Source organism: Serratia sp. JSRIV006, from assembly GCF_019968685.1.
Lineage (GTDB): Bacteria > Pseudomonadota > Gammaproteobacteria > Enterobacterales > Enterobacteriaceae > Chania > Chania fonticola_B.
Map to the genome: position 1 here is coordinate 5,096,151 of NZ_CP074137.1, position 18,436 is coordinate 5,114,586.

Annotated in this window: 20 protein-coding genes; 3 read left to right on the forward strand and 17 right to left on the reverse strand. The window is 55.1% G+C overall.

The genetic code is table 11. The features are described 5' to 3' along the window. Nucleotides 1-184 precede the first annotated feature (184 nt). Nucleotides 185-1,312, forward strand: a complete 1,128-nt coding sequence (locus tag KGP16_RS23530) for an iron-containing alcohol dehydrogenase (protein WP_223500438.1) — start codon at nucleotides 185-187, stop codon at nucleotides 1,310-1,312. A 166-nt stretch (nucleotides 1,313-1,478) separates the two neighbouring features. Here KGP16_RS23530 and KGP16_RS23535 read toward each other — a convergent pair whose 3' ends face one another. From KGP16_RS23535 to KGP16_RS23580, 10 genes are all read right to left on the reverse strand, one after another. Further along, a complete protein-coding gene (locus tag KGP16_RS23535) occupies nucleotides 1,479-3,395 on the reverse strand; it encodes a transcription antiterminator (protein ID WP_223500439.1) in 1,917 nt (638 codons plus the stop codon). 50 nt (nucleotides 3,396-3,445) lie between these two features. Then, nucleotides 3,446-4,675 carry a lactonase family protein gene (locus tag KGP16_RS23540; protein ID WP_223500440.1) on the reverse strand — a complete coding sequence of 410 codons (1,230 nt, stop codon included), beginning with the start codon at nucleotides 4,673-4,675 and terminating at the stop codon, nucleotides 3,446-3,448. Nucleotides 4,676-5,037: 362 nt separating this feature from the next. After that, entirely contained in the window at nucleotides 5,038-5,778 is a 741-nt protein-coding gene (locus tag KGP16_RS23545; RefSeq protein WP_094981504.1) for a KDGP aldolase family protein, read from the reverse strand. Continuing rightward, nucleotides 5,775-6,893, reverse strand: a complete 1,119-nt coding sequence (locus KGP16_RS23550) for a DgaE family pyridoxal phosphate-dependent ammonia lyase (protein ID WP_223500441.1) — start codon at nucleotides 6,891-6,893, stop codon at nucleotides 5,775-5,777. The genes KGP16_RS23545 and KGP16_RS23550 overlap by 4 nt, the downstream gene beginning before the upstream one ends. Continuing rightward, nucleotides 6,877-8,016, reverse strand: a complete 1,140-nt coding sequence (locus KGP16_RS23555) for an amidohydrolase/deacetylase family metallohydrolase (protein WP_223500442.1) — start codon at nucleotides 8,014-8,016, stop codon at nucleotides 6,877-6,879. The genes KGP16_RS23550 and KGP16_RS23555 overlap by 17 nt, the downstream gene beginning before the upstream one ends. Before the next feature lie 54 nt (nucleotides 8,017-8,070). Further along, complete coding sequence (locus tag KGP16_RS23560; RefSeq protein ID WP_037376237.1) at nucleotides 8,071-8,721, reverse strand: DUF4310 family protein; 651 nt, start codon at nucleotides 8,719-8,721, stop codon at nucleotides 8,071-8,073. Nucleotides 8,722-8,732: 11 nt separating this feature from the next. Beyond that, entirely contained in the window at nucleotides 8,733-9,509 is a 777-nt protein-coding gene (locus KGP16_RS23565; RefSeq protein WP_021180718.1) for a DUF4311 domain-containing protein, read from the reverse strand. 86 nt (nucleotides 9,510-9,595) lie between these two features. After that, nucleotides 9,596-9,892, reverse strand: coding sequence for a DUF4312 family protein (locus KGP16_RS23570; protein ID WP_021180719.1), 297 nt, complete (start codon nucleotides 9,890-9,892; stop codon nucleotides 9,596-9,598). After that, nucleotides 9,892-10,257 (reverse strand): glycine-rich SFCGS family protein, encoded by a 366-nt coding sequence (locus KGP16_RS23575; RefSeq protein WP_021180720.1) that lies wholly within the window; start codon nucleotides 10,255-10,257, stop codon nucleotides 9,892-9,894. Before KGP16_RS23575 ends, KGP16_RS23570 begins: the two co-directional genes overlap by 1 nt. Before the next feature lie 37 nt (nucleotides 10,258-10,294). Beyond that, nucleotides 10,295-10,597, reverse strand: a complete 303-nt coding sequence (locus KGP16_RS23580) for a glycine dehydrogenase (protein ID WP_370572534.1) — start codon at nucleotides 10,595-10,597, stop codon at nucleotides 10,295-10,297. Nucleotides 10,598-11,063: 466 nt separating this feature from the next. Between KGP16_RS23580 and rnk the strand changes: the two genes are divergently transcribed. After that, complete coding sequence (gene rnk / locus KGP16_RS23585) at nucleotides 11,064-11,474, forward strand: nucleoside diphosphate kinase regulator (protein ID WP_021180723.1); 411 nt, start codon at nucleotides 11,064-11,066, stop codon at nucleotides 11,472-11,474. Between the two features lie 66 nt (nucleotides 11,475-11,540). Here the strand turns inward: rnk and cybC are convergent, their stop codons facing one another. Together cybC and pmbA are read right to left on the reverse strand one after the other, a co-directional pair. Continuing rightward, nucleotides 11,541-11,927 carry a cytochrome b562 gene (cybC, locus tag KGP16_RS23590; RefSeq protein ID WP_094981506.1) on the reverse strand — a complete coding sequence of 129 codons (387 nt, stop codon included), beginning with the start codon at nucleotides 11,925-11,927 and terminating at the stop codon, nucleotides 11,541-11,543. Between the two features lie 280 nt (nucleotides 11,928-12,207). Next, the gene (pmbA, locus tag KGP16_RS23595) at nucleotides 12,208-13,548 is read right to left on the reverse strand and encodes a metalloprotease PmbA (protein WP_021806975.1); all 1,341 of its coding nucleotides are present in this window, start codon (nucleotides 13,546-13,548) and stop codon (nucleotides 12,208-12,210) included. Between the two features lie 201 nt (nucleotides 13,549-13,749). Here pmbA and yjgA point away from each other — a divergent pair, with 201 nt between their 5' ends. Beyond that, on the forward strand, nucleotides 13,750-14,298 hold the full coding sequence (yjgA, locus tag KGP16_RS23600) for a ribosome biogenesis factor YjgA (protein WP_021180727.1): 549 nt from the start codon (nucleotides 13,750-13,752) through the stop codon (nucleotides 14,296-14,298). A 33-nt stretch (nucleotides 14,299-14,331) separates the two neighbouring features. Here yjgA and KGP16_RS23605 read toward each other — a convergent pair whose 3' ends face one another. The 5 genes from KGP16_RS23605 to aaeX form a co-directional block, all read right to left on the reverse strand. Continuing rightward, nucleotides 14,332-14,631 carry a barstar family protein gene (locus KGP16_RS23605; RefSeq protein ID WP_021806976.1) on the reverse strand — a complete coding sequence of 100 codons (300 nt, stop codon included), beginning with the start codon at nucleotides 14,629-14,631 and terminating at the stop codon, nucleotides 14,332-14,334. Nucleotides 14,632-14,635: 4 nt separating this feature from the next. Next, the gene (locus KGP16_RS23610) at nucleotides 14,636-15,085 is read right to left on the reverse strand and encodes a ribonuclease (protein WP_021806977.1); all 450 of its coding nucleotides are present in this window, start codon (nucleotides 15,083-15,085) and stop codon (nucleotides 14,636-14,638) included. Between the two features lie 206 nt (nucleotides 15,086-15,291). Beyond that, nucleotides 15,292-17,268, reverse strand: a complete 1,977-nt coding sequence (aaeB, locus tag KGP16_RS23615) for a p-hydroxybenzoic acid efflux pump subunit AaeB (RefSeq protein ID WP_021806978.1) — start codon at nucleotides 17,266-17,268, stop codon at nucleotides 15,292-15,294. Next, nucleotides 17,268-18,203, reverse strand: a complete 936-nt coding sequence (gene aaeA / locus KGP16_RS23620) for a p-hydroxybenzoic acid efflux pump subunit AaeA (RefSeq protein WP_021806979.1) — start codon at nucleotides 18,201-18,203, stop codon at nucleotides 17,268-17,270. The genes aaeB and aaeA overlap by 1 nt, the downstream gene beginning before the upstream one ends. Before the next feature lie 7 nt (nucleotides 18,204-18,210). Continuing rightward, nucleotides 18,211-18,414, reverse strand: a complete 204-nt coding sequence (gene aaeX, locus KGP16_RS23625; RefSeq protein WP_021180732.1) for a p-hydroxybenzoic acid efflux pump operon protein AaeX — start codon at nucleotides 18,412-18,414, stop codon at nucleotides 18,211-18,213. Nucleotides 18,415-18,436: the final 22 nt, after the last annotated feature.

An 18,436-nucleotide genomic window follows, 5' to 3' on the forward strand; every position in this document is an offset into this window, starting at 1 on the left:
TGCAAGGGCATTACTGTTTACATGTTAATCAAATCACAAGTTGGGCCCTTACAACGATTACCCACACAATCCGATTTGGTTAATATCTTAACAATTTCGTGTTATACGGAGGAAAAGCGTTGGTTTGCCCAGGTAGGCTGAACTATGCTGTGGTTTCAATGCCCAAATGCGCCAAGGAGAGAGCATGACCACTAGTCTGATGATCGCCAACCGGCAGGCCTGGTTTGGCAAGGGCAGCATCCAGCACCTGATCCCACTGCTCCAGGCAGAGCCGCAGACCACGCTGCTGTTCACCTGCCGATCGTTCCTTAACGGGACCCTCTATGCTGAACTGGCCCCAGCGCTGACGCCGTTGCTGGTAGGCAAAGAAATTGTCGCCCATGAGGCCTCCCCGCAAGAAATCGACCAATGGGTAGCGCGATGGCGAGGCCAGGTGCAAAGAGTGGTAGCCATCGGCGGAGGTAGCGTGCTGGATGCCGCCAAGGCGTTCGCTGCCCTGATCGAACACCCGCTGCCAACCCTGCGTTACATGGAAAAAGTGGGTGACAGCAAAATCAGTGGCGCAACGCTGCCGTTGATAGCCATACCCACCACCGCAGGCACCGGTAGCGAAGTAACCCAAAACGCAGTGATCACCGATACTCAGGTCACCAAGGTGAAAGCCTCTTTGCGGCATAGTAACTTTGTGCCACAGGTGGCGATCCTCGATCCTGAGCTGCTGAAAGGAGCGCCAGACCATGTACTGGCCTATTGCGCTATCGATGCCTTCACCCATCTGTTTGAAGCCTACCTTTCCAAGACGGCCAGCAGCCTGTCGCGCGAGTTGTCGTTGAGTGGCATCCATCATTTCCTGTGCGCCTGGCCGGTGCTGAAACAGAGCGATGAGGCCCGCGAAGCGATTATGCAGGCTTCCTACCTGGGTGGTCTGACGTTGAGTATGGCGGGCCTGGGTGTGATCCACGGCATCGCGGGCGAGATTGGGGCATTGCGTGATTACCACCACGGCCAGGTGTGCGGCCGCCTGCTGCTGCCGTTCCTTGAATTGCTGGGAGAAAGCGATCAGCCGCAACAACGTGCATTAATGATCGAACTGGCCCTGCGGCTATTCCCTGAAGAACAGGACAGTCCGGCGCGCTTTTTGATCGACTTTATCACGCGCCACGCCATCGCCCCGTTCTGGCAGGACGAGCTATTCCTTAGCCAGGCGGAACTGGCCATCGTACTGGAGAAGTCCAACAGCAAGAATTCCTGGCTCAGCTACACTACCGAGCAACGGAGATTAATGATCGATGGGGCGTTCTTGATTGAATGATAATATAATCAGCACTATAGGATCGCGGGAGCACAACAATGAGTTTGGTTGACTGGATTTTAGGCGGTATCGCCCTGGGGCTGATCGTCGGCGCGCTGATGAAGATATTCGGCAAGAAGAAAGACGATTAATACGGTGCCCCCTCTGCATTCAGAGGGGGAAGCCGTTAAATGCGGCTCAGGCAGTCCAACGCCACCGCTTTGAAGCTGTCGAAATTGTCACTGCCCAGCAGGCGGGTCATCGAACGTTCGCGCACAAAGGTGACGAACAGATCGTAGATCGCCATCGCTTCTTCGTAATCGCTTTTGCTGATCGCCAGCAAGAAAATGACGTGTGCCACCTCACCTTCTCCCCACGGGATACCCTGCGGTGCCAGCAGCGTGACCACCACGGTCTTTTTCGCCAACAGCCCCAAAGAGTGCGGCAGAGCAATCCCCTCCCCCAGCAAGGTAGAAACGATGGCCTCCCGCTCAACGACCGAAGGGTAAAAATCACTGCCCACATAGCCTTCCTGCTCCAACTGAGCGCAAACTTTGCTAAACAGCTGCTCCTGCGTTAGCGGCTCGTTGACGATCATAAAGTGGTTGGCATCAAAGAATTTTTCCAACATATACGGCTTGGTGCGATCGACCAGCACCAGCTTGCCCAACTGTTCTAGCTGATACTCCGTTGGGAACGGCGACATCACGACGACCGGCTTGTTCTTCTCGCTGATGCGCGCATTGGAAATGATAAAATCTTCGTCGATACTGGCGAGAATTTCGTAATCACGCAGCGAAACGATGCGCGTCACCACCAGTTGCGGGTACTTGCGCGCAATCTGCGCCTGGATCATCCGCACCGTAGAGTTACCGGTATCGCACACCAGCATTACCTGCGGATGGCGCTCATAACCAATGTTGTAGTGCCGCTCCAGGCCGACGCCAATATGCAGCACCAGGTAGCCGATTTCGTTCTCGCTCAGGGTATAAGGCGTGTGTTTACCCCAGCTCGAGACCGCCGCCAGCGTCACATCATAGGCCATCGGATAATGCTGCTTGATATTGGCCAACAGCGGGTTCGGGATATTGATCTGGTATTTCACCCGGGTGATCATGGTTTTGATATGGGTGAGCAGATCGGCCCGCAGCTGCTTGTCGTTCTGCAAGTTGTAGTTATAGTGCGAGTTGATGTAGGACAGGATGTAATCCACCAGCGCCTCTTCGTCATCGGCGTTGATTTTGGTCGGCTGTACTTCCTGCACTCTTCTGGCAGCAATGTTGACCCGCAAATAGGCCTCTTCCGCCGCCGCAATCTCTTTACCCGTGGCCTTGCTCAGTTCACCCGCCAGCCAGGTTGACGCTTTGCGCACCGCATCATCACCGTCTTCCACGTCAAAATCCTGCAACGGATAGCCGTCCGTAATGCGCCGCAGCGCCACGGCACAGTAGAAGATCAGGTATTGCTCACCCTCATCGGTCAGACGAATGGCATATTGCGACAGCAGTGGGTGCAGCAACCCGGCAAAGGTCAATACCTGCGGCTGATGAAGGATGTCATTGTTCAGCAATGGATTTTCCGCATCCGCCAGATGCAGTTGAAACAGCAGATCGGTCAGGCAGGAGCGGATTGCCATTTCCGCACCAAACAGCTTCATACCATAGCGCGGCTTGGTCTCGATGGTTAACTGGTAATGCGCCAGGCGCTCTCTCACCTCAGCCATGTCGTTTTGCAGCGTACCTCGGCTGACAAACCATTCATCGGCCAGATCTTCCAGCTTCATCGAGAAGGCTGAGGTCAAAAAGCGAATCAACAGATAATGCACCCGCTCCTGCGCGCTGCGCGGCGTGGCGTGCTGTTTACGTTCCCGATGCTGGAGTGCGCTAAACCGGGCCTCATCATCAACCTGCAGGCGATATCCGGCCCCGCGGCTGTGGACAAACTGCGCACCAAAACTGGCCAGGATATCGTTCAGCGCGGTGATATCGGCGCGTACCGTGCGGGTAGACACGGCAAAACGCTTTGCCAGCTCGTCCTGCGGCAAGGTTTCAGACTGCAAAGCATCGAACAGCGATGCCAAACGTGGGTAGGGAAATCTCACCATTCTCTTTCCGTTATGAACGTGCCCGCCTGAGGGGTCAAGCGGGCAACTGGTTACTTCGCAGCTGGCAAGAACACCATTTGTGAAGGGCTGCCCACCGGGGTGTAGCCTTCAACAAAACTGAGCTTGCCGCTGAGCTGGTCTACGCTAAAGCGGGTTACGTTATCGCTACGCTGATTCATGGCATACAGATAACGGCCACTCGGATCCAAGGTGATAGTGCGCGGATAGTCGCCTCGCGTCCAGGTCTCTGCCACCGGTTTCAGTTCGCCCTCGCCGCTTACGCTGAACTGCGCAATGCTGTTGTGCAGACGATTGGCGACATACAGATTTTTACCATCCGCAGCCAAGGCCATGCCAGCGGCAAAGCTGGTCCCCTTATAATCGGCAGGCAGGGTTGAAACTGCATGTAACTGTTTCAGCGTCCCATTTTGGCTATCAAAGCGGTAGCTGGTTAGTGTAGATGCTTCCTCGTTGATTAGTAGGACAATTTTACCATTTGGATGAAATATGAAGTGGCGCGGGCCAGCTCCGGCGGAAGAGGCGGCGATCCACGGCGGATCGTTTGGCGTCAGCTTGCCGCTGGCGGCATCGAAACGCCACTGGTAGATACGATCCAGGCCCAGATCGGTAGAGAACACGAACTTGCCGCTCGGATCGCTGGCGATCATATGCGCATGCGGGCCATTGTGATCGCTGATGGCAAAGCTGCCTTCCACCGCGGCGGCGGGTTTGGCCGCGCCCGCAGGGCCAATATCTTGTTGCACAGAACTGGCGGCTCCCAACTTGCCTTCGCTGTCGATCGGGAACACCGCAACGCTGCCGCTGACATAGTTAGCCACCAGCAGATGACGGCCATCCGGCGTCAGAGAAAGGTAAACCGGCCCCGCGCCTTGTGAATCCACCTGATTAAGCGGCTTCAGGCTGCCGTCCTGAGGATTGATGCGATAGGCGACAATGCCCCCGTGCTGGGTGCCATTAAAATCTGCCACCTCGCTGGCAACGTACAGCGTCTGTCCTTTGGCATCGGTGACCAGTTGGGCCGGATTAGGCAGGCTGCTGACCAATGTCTTGGCACTCAGCGCCCCGGTTTTCGCATCCACCTGCATGCGATAAACTCCCTCACCGTTCGGGTTATAAGTACCAATATAGGCAAAATGAGACGACGTGGGTTTCATTGCATCCTCAGCATGTAACGCCGGGCTGGCGATAGCCAACAACGCCAGGGACAGCGCGCTCCACAGCGGAGCGATTCGTAATTTCGAAGCCTGCCAGTTTCGCATAGTTATCCTTTTGACCGATAGATAGGGACAAAAAGATGCCCCTCACCCTAACCCTCTCCCGAAGGGAGAGGGGACCGTACGTGCCACAACTTAACTCCAGTATCCAACCGCCACATCAAATCGAACATGCAACTGCTTTACACCACACCTAACCACAACTCCGTACCAGCTCCCTCTCCCGAAAGATGAGGGGACAGAACGTGCCACAACTTAACCTCAGTATCCAACCGCCACACCTAACTACAACACCGTCCCCCGCCTCAAGAGAGTTAAACAAGCTACAGACTCACTCCTGCACCTGATAACAGCTCCGGACAGCTCCCTCTCCCTGTGGGAGAGGGTTGGGGTGAGGGGCCGCGGATTTACCCCACCAGCCGCTTGGTGATCTCCAGCAGCGTTTTGACATCTTGCGGGCGAGTATCACCACTGGTGGAATCAATAATGGAACTGTAGATATGCGGGATCACCTGCTTCACACCGGCTTTCAACGCAATCTCCAGGATCGGTTCGAAGTTTTCCAGATCGATACCCCCGGTCGGCTCCAGCATAAAGTCATGCTCGGCACAGGCTTTCGCCACGTACTCATATTCGTCCTGATGCTTCAGGCCGCCCATCGGGAAATACTTAATCGAGCTGCCGCCCATGTCTTTCAACAACGCAATCGCGGTCTCTACCGGCACTATGCCATCCGCTGCCTGAGCACTCAGTGGCCCGGTGGAAATCTTCACCCAGCCCACGCGACCGGTTGGGGAGACCAGGCCGTTCACCACGGTTTGGTTTTGCTTCAGCAATGCACGGCTGGCACCGACGCCGGTGAATACCTGGTTCACATGCTGGGGTTGGACATGCTCGGCGATCAGGCTGACCATATTCGACTGCTTGGGATCGCCAGCTCCCAGGCCCACGGAAAGCGCGTTCTCGATCAGGCGTGCATAACGCGACATATCCGCCACGGCACTCTCAACGTCTGGATAGTTTTTGGAAAGAACGCCCACCAGCACGTGCCCCTGCGCCGCATTATAGATGTCCTGCGCGTTGGCTTTTGAGCCAGCCAGTACGTTGAGGCAAACGCGGTCTTTATAGTAATTAGGCTTCAGCTTCATGCTTGGTTCTCCGTAAACAAATTTTTAATACAGGTAAAGACGGTCATCAGCTGCTGCTCGTTCACGCTGCGGACATCCACCTCAATCTTGCCTTCGTTGGCCTTGTAGCCACGGAAATAGATGGCGATATCACCGGTTTTCAGCCGCTGGACGATTTCCACAGTCGACATCCCCAACACCGCTTCATCAAAGGTGATTTCAACGCGGGCAATATCGCGCCCTGCGCTGTCCCAGACGGTTTTGGCACTGATGCCATTCAGGGTATTCAGTTGGCTGATAAACGGCGTCATGCGCTCTACCATTTGCGCACCGGTGGTTTTCTCCGACGTCAGGTAGCTTTCAATCGCCTGCGTCAGGCCGAGGATGCCCTCTTTACCCACCTTCATCGCCCGGCCAATACCGCCTGACTGCTGCTTCACCCACTCTACGTATTGCTTCTTGCCGATCACCAGCCCGCTGGTTGGCCCTTCAATAGCCTTGGCACCGCTGTAGATCACCAGATCGGCCCCCATCTGGTAGTAACACATCAGATCTTCTTCGGCAGCAGCATCGACGATCAGCGGCAGGTTATGCTTACGTGCCACCACGGCTGCCTGTTCGACGGAGAGAATGCTTTTCTGCACGCAGTGGTGAGACTTGACGTACAGGATGGCCGCGGTCTGCGGGGTGATGCAGGCTTCAATCTGTTCAGGGGAACATTCGTTGGCATAACCTGCTTCCACCACCTTACCGCCGCCAAGGGCGACCATGGTATCCACCGGCGCACCAAAGTTGACGTTATGGCCACGCGGCAACACGATCTCACGCGGCTCGTTCACCGTAGCGGAATGCAGGTTGACCAACAGGTTGGCGTTGTCCTTGACGATCACCGCCGCCACCGACTGGGCAATACCGGCAGAAGCGCAGGAAACAATCACCGCGTCTTCCACATTCAGCAGGCCAGCAATATAGGCTCCGGTCTTGTTGACCAGATCTTTGATTTCAAAGTAATGGTTGAGGCCATAATTCACCACATCAACCACCTCCTGGCGTGGCGTAGAAACGCCAAGTGCGGTCATGCGACCAGAAGTGTTGATCACCTGCTTTAAATTATATTTTTCATAGAGTGAAGACATGAGCGGCTTTCCCTTGTTCGGTTAATAGGACTTCCCCGGCTACCACGGCGGCCAGCGGCACCAACAGTTGTTCGCCATTCACGGACTCCCCTTCGGAGTCGGCAAACACCTGCGGCCCCTGGCGGAGATCAAAAATGGTCAGGTCGGCATCAAAGCCGGGTTTCAGCTGCCCCTTGCTAGTCAGGCGCAACGCCGCAGCGGCATTTTCCGTTACGCAGCCAATGACCTGCGCCAGAGAAAGCCCAACGGTAAAGAATTTGGACATCACCGTCGCCAGGCTGTGCACGGGGCCAGCCAGACGGTTGCGACAGTAGATATCGGAACTGATGGTGTGTGGGAAGATCCCCAGCGCGATGGCCTGACGGGCAACCTCAAAGCTGAAGCTGGCCGAACCGTGGCCCACATCAAGCAGCACGCCACGTTTTAACGCACGTTGGATCGACTCGCGCAGCGTACCTGCCGGGGTCAGAATGCGGTTCGGTTTACCGTTGTAGCAGTGAGTGATGATGTCGCCCTGGGTCAGCAGATCGGCGATCTCGTCCAGATCCGGCGGGTTATTGCCGATGTGTACCATCAGCGGCAGTTGCTGGTTTTCCTGCTGGATCTCTTTGGCCAACACCAACGGTTTGGTGCCGTTCTGGCCCACGACGCTGCTGCTCATGCGCGCCTTGATACCAATGACAAACCCCGGCTTGCCGTCGATGGCCTGTTTGACCTGCTGCTTATTGATATCCGCCATATCAGCCAGTTCATTGTGCCTTAGCAGACCGATACGCGAGATATTGAGGAAGGCAAAGACGTTGGTTTTGGCGCTGCGCGTCAGGGCATAGAATTCATCGATATCGTCAGTGCCGGTGCTGCCAGCATCCACCACCGAGGTGACGCCGCTGCTCACGCCCACTAGGTCCGGGTCGTCATGATAAATCGGTGAAGAGGGATAACAGTGTACGTGAGAGTCGATCCAGCCAGCGCTCAGGCGGTAGTTCCCCGCCAGATCCAGTTGTTTGTGGGCACGGGCATCAGCCGCCAACTGCCCGACGACGGCAATCTTGCCCGCCTCAATAGCCACATCGGCCAGGGTGTCGTCCACCAGCCTGGCGCGCCGGATGATTAGGTCATACATACTTCGCTACTCCTTGCCAAACCCTGGGCGGTTGACCCAGGGCTTGGGACTTGATTAAGAAATGGCTACCGGGAAGAATGCCCCCAAGATCATGGCCCCCAGGATCGCGCCGCCGGTGATCGGCTTGCCCCAGATGTAGAACAGCAGCGCACCCAGCAGGGAACCCAGGCCGATCGGGATCGAAGCGGCCATGGCAGACAGGATGATCAACGGCCCAAGGAAACGCCCGGAAGAGTTACCTGCCCCCATCATCACGTCCGCCCCGTAGGTGGAGTCGCTCTGGCTGATGGTAAATTTACGCGCCAGGATAATCAGGTAACCAATCGCCAGGCCAATGACCAGGCCAGTAACCAGCGAGGCGGCAAAGTTGGCTACCGGGAAGACAATCCCCGCCCCCAGCAACAGCGCAGGAACACCCAGGCCAACCCCGGTCTGGATCGCCCCGCCAATATCCAGGATCCCCACCAGAGAACCTTCGATAATGCGGGCAAACAGGAAGCTGGCACCGAACGCCGCCACCGCACCGTAAACTCCGGTGTCCATCCCGGCACGCAGCATGGAAACGAAGGCCACTTCGTTAAACGCGCCTATGCCATACAGGTAATACATGTGTGTCCCGGCAAACACGCCGGACGAGAGCAGGCCAACAAAAATCGGGAACGACCAGTCGGCATACCAGAAGCCTTTGTCTGCTTGTGCTTCCATCATTCAGCTCCTTATTTTCCGCTCAGGGTGTTATGAATGGCATCCAGCCAGCCAGGCACGCCCAGGCTGAAGGATTCGAGAACTTTCATATCAAAGCCGCGGAAGAAGCCGCTCAGCACGAACAGCAGCACAATCGCCACCATCATGATTTTGGTGACTTTGTTCCAGCCGCTTTCTTCAACGCCCTTGCCAATCAGGATACCCAGCACCAGACCCGGTACGGCGTTACCCATGATCAGCTGTGCCAGACCACCGAAGATGGTGCCCCAGAAGCCAGAACGTTTGCCCGCTTCGATCGCCGCCAGCCAGAAGATCACCGGCATGACGGTGTTCACCAGCAGGTTGGCCGCTGGAACCAACACTTTGATGGCCGTGACCTGCAAGGCTGCTGGCACTGCCGAAGCGGTGGTGTTAAGGAAGGCCACGACCAAAATGCCGATAATGCCGCAAGCGATGGCCATCTTTTTTGGATCGTGCATGGTTTCCGCGACGTTGCGGTTTTTGATCATCAGGGCTGCTGCGCCCCAGTTAGGAATGATGCGATGGTCAACGTCCTGCGTGAAGGCACCCGCCGCCACTGAAGACGCCCAGGCGTTGAAGAAGAAGCCCAGACCAAATGAGAAATGAGAAGCCGGATCGCCTTCGCAGGAGTTCAGCTCACCCAAGGTACGGAACGCTCCCATACCCTGCGTCGTCGGTGCGTGGAACATACGTGCAGCACCGGCCCCTACACCGACGCCAACCAGCCCGCCGATAATAATCGACTTAAATAAGATGATTAAAAACATCAGAATATCCTTCTTATGTCATGCCCAGTGGATCCCAAGACGCAGCCATAGCGGCTACAGCTTGAAACACGACGGATATAACGTTTTTATTTCTGGGTGAAGACCACCTTTTCGGTATTGATGATCGTCACGTTCACGGTTATTTCTAATGAAACGGCATAGCTTTTTCTTTCACGCGCCAGGAAGAAGAAAAGAAATTTTTCTTTGGTGGTTCTCTCTTCCGCCTTTACTATTTTGACATCCTGCGGTTCGATACGCAGCAGAACATTATTGGTGGATTTTAAAATCACGCCCTGTACATTGGCTAATGCACCGGCAAAGGCTTTAGCTTTACTATCGCCTTTGCCCTCCACGTTAACCGAGGTAGTATAAGTTTCTTTCATTACGGATTGCCGTATTTTTTGACATAAGCTTCCACTAGCCGCTGGCCTAATTCTTCTTTATCCATAAAGCCAAAGCCTAATACATTGCAGCCTTCGTTAATTGCCGTCACGCCTTCTTCGATAGAACGCATACCATATCTGGATTTATAACCATATTTGGTTTGTGCGGTGATCGCTCCAGCGCCACCGCTGCCGCAGAAGGAAATGCCCAGTTGCGCATTCTCTGCTTTCATCACGTCACCCAGCTTCATATCCGCAGCCATGCCAGGGATCACAATCACCTTGGCACCTGCATTTTCAACGCCTTGGCCCACTTTCTGGCCTTTACCCAGCCGATCGCCGATCACTACGGTAATTTGTCCCATGGGGTTTTTCTCCTGAATAATTTTAATCAATTAAACGTTATTGGTCGTTATCTTTAGCCACTTCAAAATGAACCGAAAGCAGATACGCCTCTTCAATCGGTAACGTGGCAAACTTATTTACCACTCGCTCTGCCAGTTGCATCGATCCGGCAGAAATTTCATCAAACAGTGATTTATCAACTTCCGGCAAGGGCTCACCTGTTATTGAGCGCAACACCATCGCGCGGATATGGGATTCCAACATTTGTTGTTGCACCGCATTGGTGTAAATATTCTCTTCACCCAACATGGCGGTAATATCGGCCAACAGTTGAGTAGTAATCGCTGCGGCCTCACTGATGTCAGTCTGTTCCCTGTTACTTACCGAAGCAGTTCCGTCATTCACTTTGCAGTCACCTCTGGATCCAGCTATTTATCCGTTAACGGTAAAGCGCTTTACCTTTACCCGCTTTCTTTGATGTCTTTACCCTAACCCTTGGTGCATTGCTTGTGTAGCGCGTTTTTTTCCAGTTCGAACTGGAAATTAAGTGACGCCAAGGGATCCATTTCGCAAAATCGGGGGTTTTTACGCTAAGTAAATGAGATTGCAAAAAGAGTTTGCAACGCAGAGTTGCCAGTTGGCAGCGCGGCGCAAAAAACTTCGTGATCGAGATCTCTTTCTTTTCCGGCCCTAACAGCCTACTATCAGTAGGACAAACCGACATTTTTCACACCCCCGCGCCCAAAGGTGCGGGGGTGTTGCTTTTGTGTTGTTTTCCGAATTTATGGCGCAGAAAGGGCGCCCTTTGATTGGACTGGAGAGTGGAATGACCAAACCAACCATTACCATTAATGAGCTGGATGCGGAACGCCTGGATGCGCTACTGGCACAGCCAGCCTTTGCCAATACTGACGTCGCCGCCGCGCTGAACGCTGAACTGGATCGCGCTGACATTGTGCCGGCATCGCAGATCCCTGCACACGTCGTCACCATGAACAGCCGCGTACGTTTTCGCGATCTGCATACTTCAGAAGAACATGTGCGCACGCTGGTTTACCCTGCTTCTCTCAAAGACAGCGCTGAACAGCTGTCGGTGATGGCACCTCTGGGTGCAGCACTGCTGGGAATGCACGTGGGTAAACAGATCAATTGGCAATTGCCAAACGGCGAAGAAGCCCGCATTGAAGTGTTGGAATTGCTGTATCAACCTGAGGCTGCGGGCGAGTATCACCGCTAAGTCAGGTTTCCGGGCGGCCATTCAGCCGCCCTTTTTGTCAACGCTACGTTGATTGCCGCAGTACGCTTAACGGAATTTCTTGTGATTGGCATCGCGGGTTTGCTTGAAGCCCTGCGCCACTTTACGCGCGTCCTCCAGTTTGCCCTGATTCGCCAGCGCCATTGACTGATCGATCTGCCCGATCAGCGTCGCCAGCCCTTGACGAAACTCCTTCATCTCCGGGCTGTCTGGCGCTTTGTTTTCCAACTTCGGCGGTGTGCCTTTCTGGGCATCCGTAGCCGCAGCACGCATATTCTGCAGGCTCTGCTTGAAGGTATCGGTGGAGTCGGTTTTCAATACAATTTTGTAATTGGCGGCCAGGGTATCCATGTCATCAGCCAGTTCGGCTGCCATCACCCATGAACTGGCTCCCAGCAGCGTCAGTGCTGCCAACACTTTCAATGTCTTCTTCATGCTCACCTTCCCGTTATTGTTTTAGTTAACCCGTTATAAACATAGGCATGGAACGGTAAAACCGATACCTGATATTTGTAAGGAAGGTTGAAGCGGAGAAGTGGGGAGGAGCGTCTCAGCCCTCTCCCACAAGGAAAGAGGACCGATCGAGTTCATTGATTGCTCTGCGTAATACCTTGCTTTCTTTGTTCTTACTCCCGACTTTCCGAAGCAGTAAGGACCAACCACATACTCTGGACAGCTCCCTCTCCCTGTGGGAGAGGGTTGGGGTGAGGGGGGATTACTGCCCTGCGATCTTCATTTCCGGCAGCAGCACGGAACCGCACTGGATATTGCTGCGCAGCTCAATATCGCTGCCGATGCTGACGATATTGCGCAGCATATCTTTCAGGTTGCCGGCAATAGTGATCTCGCTGACCGGATACTGGATCTCACCGTTTTCAACCCAGAAGCCAGAAGCTCCGCGTGAGTAATCGCCGGTAATCCCGCTGACGCCCTGCCCCATCAGCTCAGTGACCACCAGACCGGTGCCCAACTGTTTGAGCATGCCCGCAAAGTCATCGCCCTGACCGGCAATGCGCCAGTTATGGATCCCGCCCGCATGACCGGTACTATGCAGCCCCAGTTTACGCGCGGCGTAGCTGGTCAGCAGCCAGGTTTCCAGCACGCCGTCTTTGACGATGTCGCGGCGCTGGGTGCGTACGCCTTCACTGTCGAACGGCGTAGAGGCCAGCCCTTTCAACAAGTGCGGATGTTCTTCAATGGTCATCCACTCCGGCAGGATCTGTTTACCCAACGAATCCAGCAGGAAGGTGGATTTGCGATAAACGCTGCTGCCGCTGATAGCCCCAACCAGGTGGCCAAACAGACCGGTAGCCACTTCTGAGGCGAACAGCACCGGCGCTTTCATGGTTGACAGCTTGCGTGGGGAAAGACGCGCCAGCGTGCGGCGGGCGCATTCCTGGCCAACCCACTCAGGGCTGGCCATATCGCCCATAGCCCGACCAATGGTGTAGGCATAATCCCGCTCCATATCGCCATCATGTTCGGCGATCACACAGCTGGAGAGCGAGTGACGACTGGAGCAATAGCTTTGCAGCATGCCGTGGCTGTTGCCGAAGACCTTGATACCGTAATGGCTGTTGAAGCTGCCGCCTTCGGTATTGGTAATCCGCTTGTCGGCCGCCAGCGAAGCCTGTTCGGCACGGGCTGCCAGCTCGATACCACGTTCAGCATCCAGCTCGGTGGGGTGGAACAGGTCCAGATCCGGCGCGTCAAACGCCAGCAGATCTTTTTCCGCCGGGCCAGCATGGGGATCTGGTGAAGTGTAACGAGCAATATCCAGCGCCGCCTGAACGGTACGGGCAATGGCATCTGGATTAAGATCGGTGGAAGAGGCACTGCCTTTGCGGTTTTGATAATAGACGGTAATACCTAACGCGCCGTCGCTGTTGAATTCGACGTTCTCCACCTCACCGAAGCGGGTGCTGACGCTGATACCGGTGGTTTTGCTCACGGCAACTTCTGCCGCATCGGAACCGGCGCGTGCCAGCTCCAGCGCCTGTGAAACGGCGTTTTCCAGCGCTTTGCGCTGCTCTGCAACTTGGGTGACTACTTTCATCAATCGGCCATAGTTAATCAGAAAATCGTTGAGAAAAGTGCCGTGTCGGCATGGTTTTGCGCGCAATAACGCGCCAAAATAATTTCAGGCTGCGCCCGCTGGCCACAGCCCGATGTACTTTTGAGTCTAACAGGAACCGCGTGGAATTTCGCATAAAGCCGGCAACCTGTTAGGATTAGCCTCTTTTTAACGGAGCCTACCATGAACAAACAGCCTGAAGACTGGCTCGACGAAGTCCCGGAGAACGAAAACGAGGACGATGACGAGATTATCTGGGTCAGTAAAAGTGAAATTAAACGTGATGCCGAAGCGCTGAAAGACCTGGGAACCGAACTGGTTGAACTGGGTAAAAACGCCTTGGAACGCATCCCGCTGGATGAAGATCTGCGTGCCGCCATCGAACTGGCGCAAAAGATCAAGAAAGAAGGCCGCCGCCGCCAGATCCAACTGATCGGTAAAATGCTGCGTGCTCGCGATGTCGAACCGATCCAGACCGCGCTCGACAAGTTGAAGAACCGCCATAACCAACAGGTTTCGCTGTTCCACAAGCTGGAAGCGCTGCGCGATCGTCTGGTAGCTGAAGGTGATGACGCGATCCCGTCCGTGCTGGATCTGTATCCACAAGCCGATCGCCAACAGTTGCGTGCCCTGATACGTAATGCGCAGAAAGAGCAGGCCGCTAACAAGCCGCCAAAATCATTCCGCCAAATCTTCCAGTACTTGCGAGAGCTGGCAGAGGCACAACAGTGATCGTCAGCGGCATCGCTGCGGGATGGACCCCGTTCATCCCCGCTGATGCGTCGCTGCGCTGCTCGTTTCACGGATATTGAACCGCAGGTTGCCCTCCAGCTCCTCCTCCGCTTCTTCAAACAACAGAATAATGGCACCAAAGCGGCGTTTGCTGCGGGCGTTGAGATTGAGAAATTCAATCTCGACCGGCAGGCTGATGTCGCCGGTCACCACGTCCCACAGCGCGTCCAGGTTGGCGCCAAATCCTTCACCCAGTGCAAACCGCTCGGCAAAGTGGCGATAGAACGCTGGCAAGTCCGCTATCTGGTTAAAATCGAACTCTATTTTCCCCATCGGCTCACTCCATCCGCATGAAGTTCTTATAATGGTCGCGTGTGACATAAATCAGACCGTCACTGGAATACAACAGCCGATCGGCACCGCGTCGGCCGCATTGGTAGTTGATATCCGCTTCGCGCCATACCCGGTTGTTGGCGGTCGGTAATTGCCCTTCACGGTTGGAAAAACGGTCGCCGCCAATGGCCTTGCCCGGCAATACCTTGCACAGATTACCGTCACGCGCATCCCAACCCTGCTCACGAGCCTGCTTTTTGGTGATGTAGTAATCAGGCAGACGCTGGTGCTGTTGCACATAGCTGACCACTCGCTGCTGCTGCGTCAGTTGTTCAATGCTCTCTGCCGCCGGGGTCGAATCATTGGTCAGAGCCCGATCGCCATCCCCCTGCAGCGCACTAAACCCCGCCACCAGCAAAGCAATCAGCATCGCAATAAGCGTACGTTTATTCATACTGTCCCTGCATATATAGCAAAAATTAATGAATCAAAGATGACCAAGATGTAACCATTTCGCATCCAAAAGGCCTGACGCTCGAGCAAAAACCGCAATTGATACGGAATTATTATGGTTTGTGAGGCCTTCCTGCATGCATTTTAGCCCCCGTAGTCGGGAGACGTAAACCATGCAGTATAGCCTTTGACGGGAAAGTGAAAATATCAATCAATCAGCGCGTGACGGTAGCGATGCAGCATATCGGCCAGGCGTTTTACCGGCCCGGTGACGCTAAGCGGAGCGAGGTTATCCACCAGCTTTTGTTGATATTCATTCATCTCTTTGAGTAACCGATCGTAGTAGTAAGCCCGCTTCACATCGTTCTTGGCGGTGACCACGTGGTCGGCGGTGCTGCGGATCTGCTTGTGGAACACCGAAAGCTCTTCCCGCTCCGGGATCTCGGTCATCTGCATCCGCTGGTGGGCAATAATCAGGTTGAGCGCCAGCCGGTATTTGGCAATATCGTTCGGAAACATCATCAGCAGCTGGTTCAGGCGCTGATAGAGCGCAGGCAGATGGTTTTCCTTACGGCGCGCCGCCTTGGTGGTCAACGCCGAAACGGCGCTGCTGACCAACTGATTCATCAACGTGCGGCCGGTGCGCTCACGTGAGGTATCACGGATCAGGAACAGCACGATCATCGCCACAAAGCAGCCGATAATCTGGCCGATGGCGCTGTCGATAAACGAGGAGACATGGAAACTCATCGGATTGCTTAACACGATGATGTTAATAGTACTCGCCAGGGTGCCTAGCGATCCCAAACGGCGTTTCTGCACTTCGATCCCTATGACAAAGGACATGATGCCCAGGCTCAGACACAACAAGAACATGCTTTGCTGGGTTTCCGGCAGAATAAACATATAAAACAGCGCACCGAGCGGCAACGCCACCAGCACGCCCAGCAGGAAGTCGAGCGCCATCATTTTTGGATTTGGCGTACGCATCGCCAATGCGGTCACGACGGCGATCATCACCATACAGCCGCTGCCGGACGTCCAGCCGGTCCACAGCCAGAACAGGCAGCCTATTGAGGTCGCCGCCCAGGCTCGCAGCCCGTTGATCATGGCATGGTGGCCTTCCGCCGACGGCCTCTTCACCACCACTTCCCCGGCCAGTATCTCGTTTTCTACCGCGTTGATGCCGCTGTTGGTATGCACGCCTTTTGCCACCAGCAAATAGCGCGTCGCTGCGCCCACCCAGCCGGTGACCGTTTGCAGATGTTCATCGCTACGGTTGGTTGCCAGCACCTGGCGCACCAGCTTCAGGCGTTTATGCACTTCCTGCGCGGTTTCCGCTGGAACCATCAGCAGCTCGCGGATATTTTCCTTCACCGCATCCGGGTGATTGAGCAAAATCAGGTAGGTTTCACAGGCCTGGGTAATCAACGTCAGCGAAAGCGTATGTAACGCATGCAAGCGGCTGTTAACCCGCTGCCAACGCGATGATTCCAACATCAGGTTGCTGCGCATCCCGTTGATGGCGGTGGTGCTTTTAACCAGATCGCTCCAGGCGCGGTCGATATCTTCCTTGCCGGCATCGCTGATACACATTTGCATCAGCTTGTACTGCCCCACCAGCAGTTGATCCACCGCACGATCGATATCCTGTTTGATCGAACGCGGGGAAAACAGCAGGTCGGCCAGTACCGCACTGAGAATACCGAGCACGATCTCGCTACAGCGCTCTACGGCGAACTGTGGCGCGTCCAACAGTGAGGTTGTGGTGTTTGTAGTGGCTGCGGAGGTGACGATGATAATCAGCGCCGTGTAGCCCGCCAGCCCCCAGGCATAAGAGTTTTCGACCTTCACCAGCGAGGAGATCCAAGTACAGACTCCCAGCCAGACGCAGCAAAGCATCAGCATCACCACCGGCGCACGGGCACAGGTAACGATAATCAGCAAGCCGACAAAGCAGCCGATAAAGGTGCCGATAATACGCAGCCAGCCACGATAGCGGATCGCGCCAGAGAAAGGTTCCCCCCCGGCGGCAAAGGCCGGGCCGGCAGCCACAATGGCCGCTGTCAGCACCGACCAGCGCGGGGTTTCCAGATTGAGGTGAAAACCGACAAACAGGGCGAAGACGATCGCAAAGCTGAGCTTGCAGGCAAACCGCAGCCGCAGAAAGGTTGGGCTGTTCATTAGCCGAACTCACGCAACCGATGCATCAGCCGGATAAACGGCGAGCCGCTGTCGATGCTACGATCGTTCTTGCCGGTTATGACCACGGTCGCGGTGGTACCCGCCGGGTAAGAGTGTTGCTGATCTTTCTCATCGAGGATGATTTTCACCGGCACGCGCTGTGCCAGACGCACCCACTCCAGATTGCTGTCGATCGACGCCAGCCCCTTGCTGTTTGGGGTACTGCTGCTGTTATTCACCGCCGCGGCCAGGCTATCGACGGTGCCGTGCATAATGCGGTTGCTGCCCAGCGGGGTGATCTCGGCACGATCGCCTTTGCTCAACCCTTCAAGCTTGGTTTCTTCCAGATAGGCGATGACATAGAAACTGTTTTTCTTCACCAGCGCCACCGCTGTAGAACCACGGGTGATAAATTCCCCTGCGTGGACGTTCAGGTTGGTGACCCAACCGTCTGCTGGCGCACGCACCGTGGTCCGTTCCAGATCCAACTGCGCCAGATCGCGCACGGCGATCGCCTTGGCCAACTGATGCTGCACGGTTTGCAGCACGTTATTGGATTGGTCGATCTCTTCTTGTGACATCGCCTGGATCCCCAAGCGCACACGGCGGCCCGCTTCACGCTTCTTCTCGGCCGCCAGCGTCTGATAATAGGCCACATCGGCGTTGGCTTCGGCCAGTGCCTGTTGGTAACGTGGCTGGTCGATCACCATCAGGATCTGGCCCTGTTTCACCAACTGGTTGTCGGTGATCGGCACGTCGGTCAGCAAACCGCTGACATCTGGAGCAATCGCCACCACGTCGGCGGTGAATTTGGCATCACGCGTCCAAGGCGATTCGGTGTAAAACGCCCACGCCTTGAACACGGCAATGGCCGCCAACAGAACCAGCAGCAAAGTGATGGCGATGCGGAGTATTTTTAATGACAGAGTTTTCACAGCAGCCTCAAACGAAAAGACACGAAATCAGATAAAACAAACAGCAATACAGCGCGGTATTGAACAACGCCGGATGCCAGACAAAATCGTAAATCCCGGTCGGCTGCAACAGGCGGCGTATGACGAAGAACAAGGCCAACGACGCTAACAGCTCAAAAAATACCGGTGGGAACGACAGTCCAAAAATGACCATAACCGGAAGCAAACTCATCACTTTATCCTTAATTGTTTAC

Bases quoted from the DNA above. Each gene is read 5' to 3' on its own strand.
- KGP16_RS23530 (WP_223500438.1), top strand. From the start codon at position 185: ATGACCACTAGTCTGATGATCGCCAACCGGCAGGCCTGGTTTGGCAAG.
- yjgA (WP_021180727.1), top strand. From the start codon at position 13,750: ATGAACAAACAGCCTGAAGACTGGCTCGACGAAGTCCCGGAGAACGAA.
- KGP16_RS23560 (WP_037376237.1), bottom strand. From the start codon at position 8,721: ATGGAAGCACAAGCAGACAAAGGCTTCTGGTATGCCGACTGGTCGTTC.
- aaeX (WP_021180732.1), bottom strand. From the start codon at position 18,414: ATGAGTTTGCTTCCGGTTATGGTCATTTTTGGACTGTCGTTCCCACCG.
- KGP16_RS23610 (WP_021806977.1), bottom strand. From the start codon at position 15,085: ATGAATAAACGTACGCTTATTGCGATGCTGATTGCTTTGCTGGTGGCG.
- KGP16_RS23535 (WP_223500439.1), bottom strand. From the start codon at position 3,395: ATGGTGAGATTTCCCTACCCACGTTTGGCATCGCTGTTCGATGCTTTG.
- KGP16_RS23540 (WP_223500440.1), bottom strand. From the start codon at position 4,675: ATGCGAAACTGGCAGGCTTCGAAATTACGAATCGCTCCGCTGTGGAGC.
- KGP16_RS23565 (WP_021180718.1), bottom strand. From the start codon at position 9,509: ATGTTTTTAATCATCTTATTTAAGTCGATTATTATCGGCGGGCTGGTT.
- aaeB (WP_021806978.1), bottom strand. From the start codon at position 17,268: ATGAACAGCCCAACCTTTCTGCGGCTGCGGTTTGCCTGCAAGCTCAGC.
- cybC (WP_094981506.1), bottom strand. From the start codon at position 11,927: ATGAAGAAGACATTGAAAGTGTTGGCAGCACTGACGCTGCTGGGAGCC.
- rnk (WP_021180723.1), top strand. From the start codon at position 11,064: ATGACCAAACCAACCATTACCATTAATGAGCTGGATGCGGAACGCCTG.
- KGP16_RS23555 (WP_223500442.1), bottom strand. From the start codon at position 8,016: ATGTATGACCTAATCATCCGGCGCGCCAGGCTGGTGGACGACACCCTG.
- pmbA (WP_021806975.1), bottom strand. From the start codon at position 13,548: ATGAAAGTAGTCACCCAAGTTGCAGAGCAGCGCAAAGCGCTGGAAAAC.
- KGP16_RS23605 (WP_021806976.1), bottom strand. From the start codon at position 14,631: ATGGGGAAAATAGAGTTCGATTTTAACCAGATAGCGGACTTGCCAGCG.
- KGP16_RS23575 (WP_021180720.1), bottom strand. From the start codon at position 10,257: ATGGGACAAATTACCGTAGTGATCGGCGATCGGCTGGGTAAAGGCCAG.
- KGP16_RS23545 (WP_094981504.1), bottom strand. From the start codon at position 5,778: ATGAAGCTGAAGCCTAATTACTATAAAGACCGCGTTTGCCTCAACGTA.
- KGP16_RS23550 (WP_223500441.1), bottom strand. From the start codon at position 6,893: ATGTCTTCACTCTATGAAAAATATAATTTAAAGCAGGTGATCAACACT.
- KGP16_RS23570 (WP_021180719.1), bottom strand. From the start codon at position 9,892: ATGAAAGAAACTTATACTACCTCGGTTAACGTGGAGGGCAAAGGCGAT.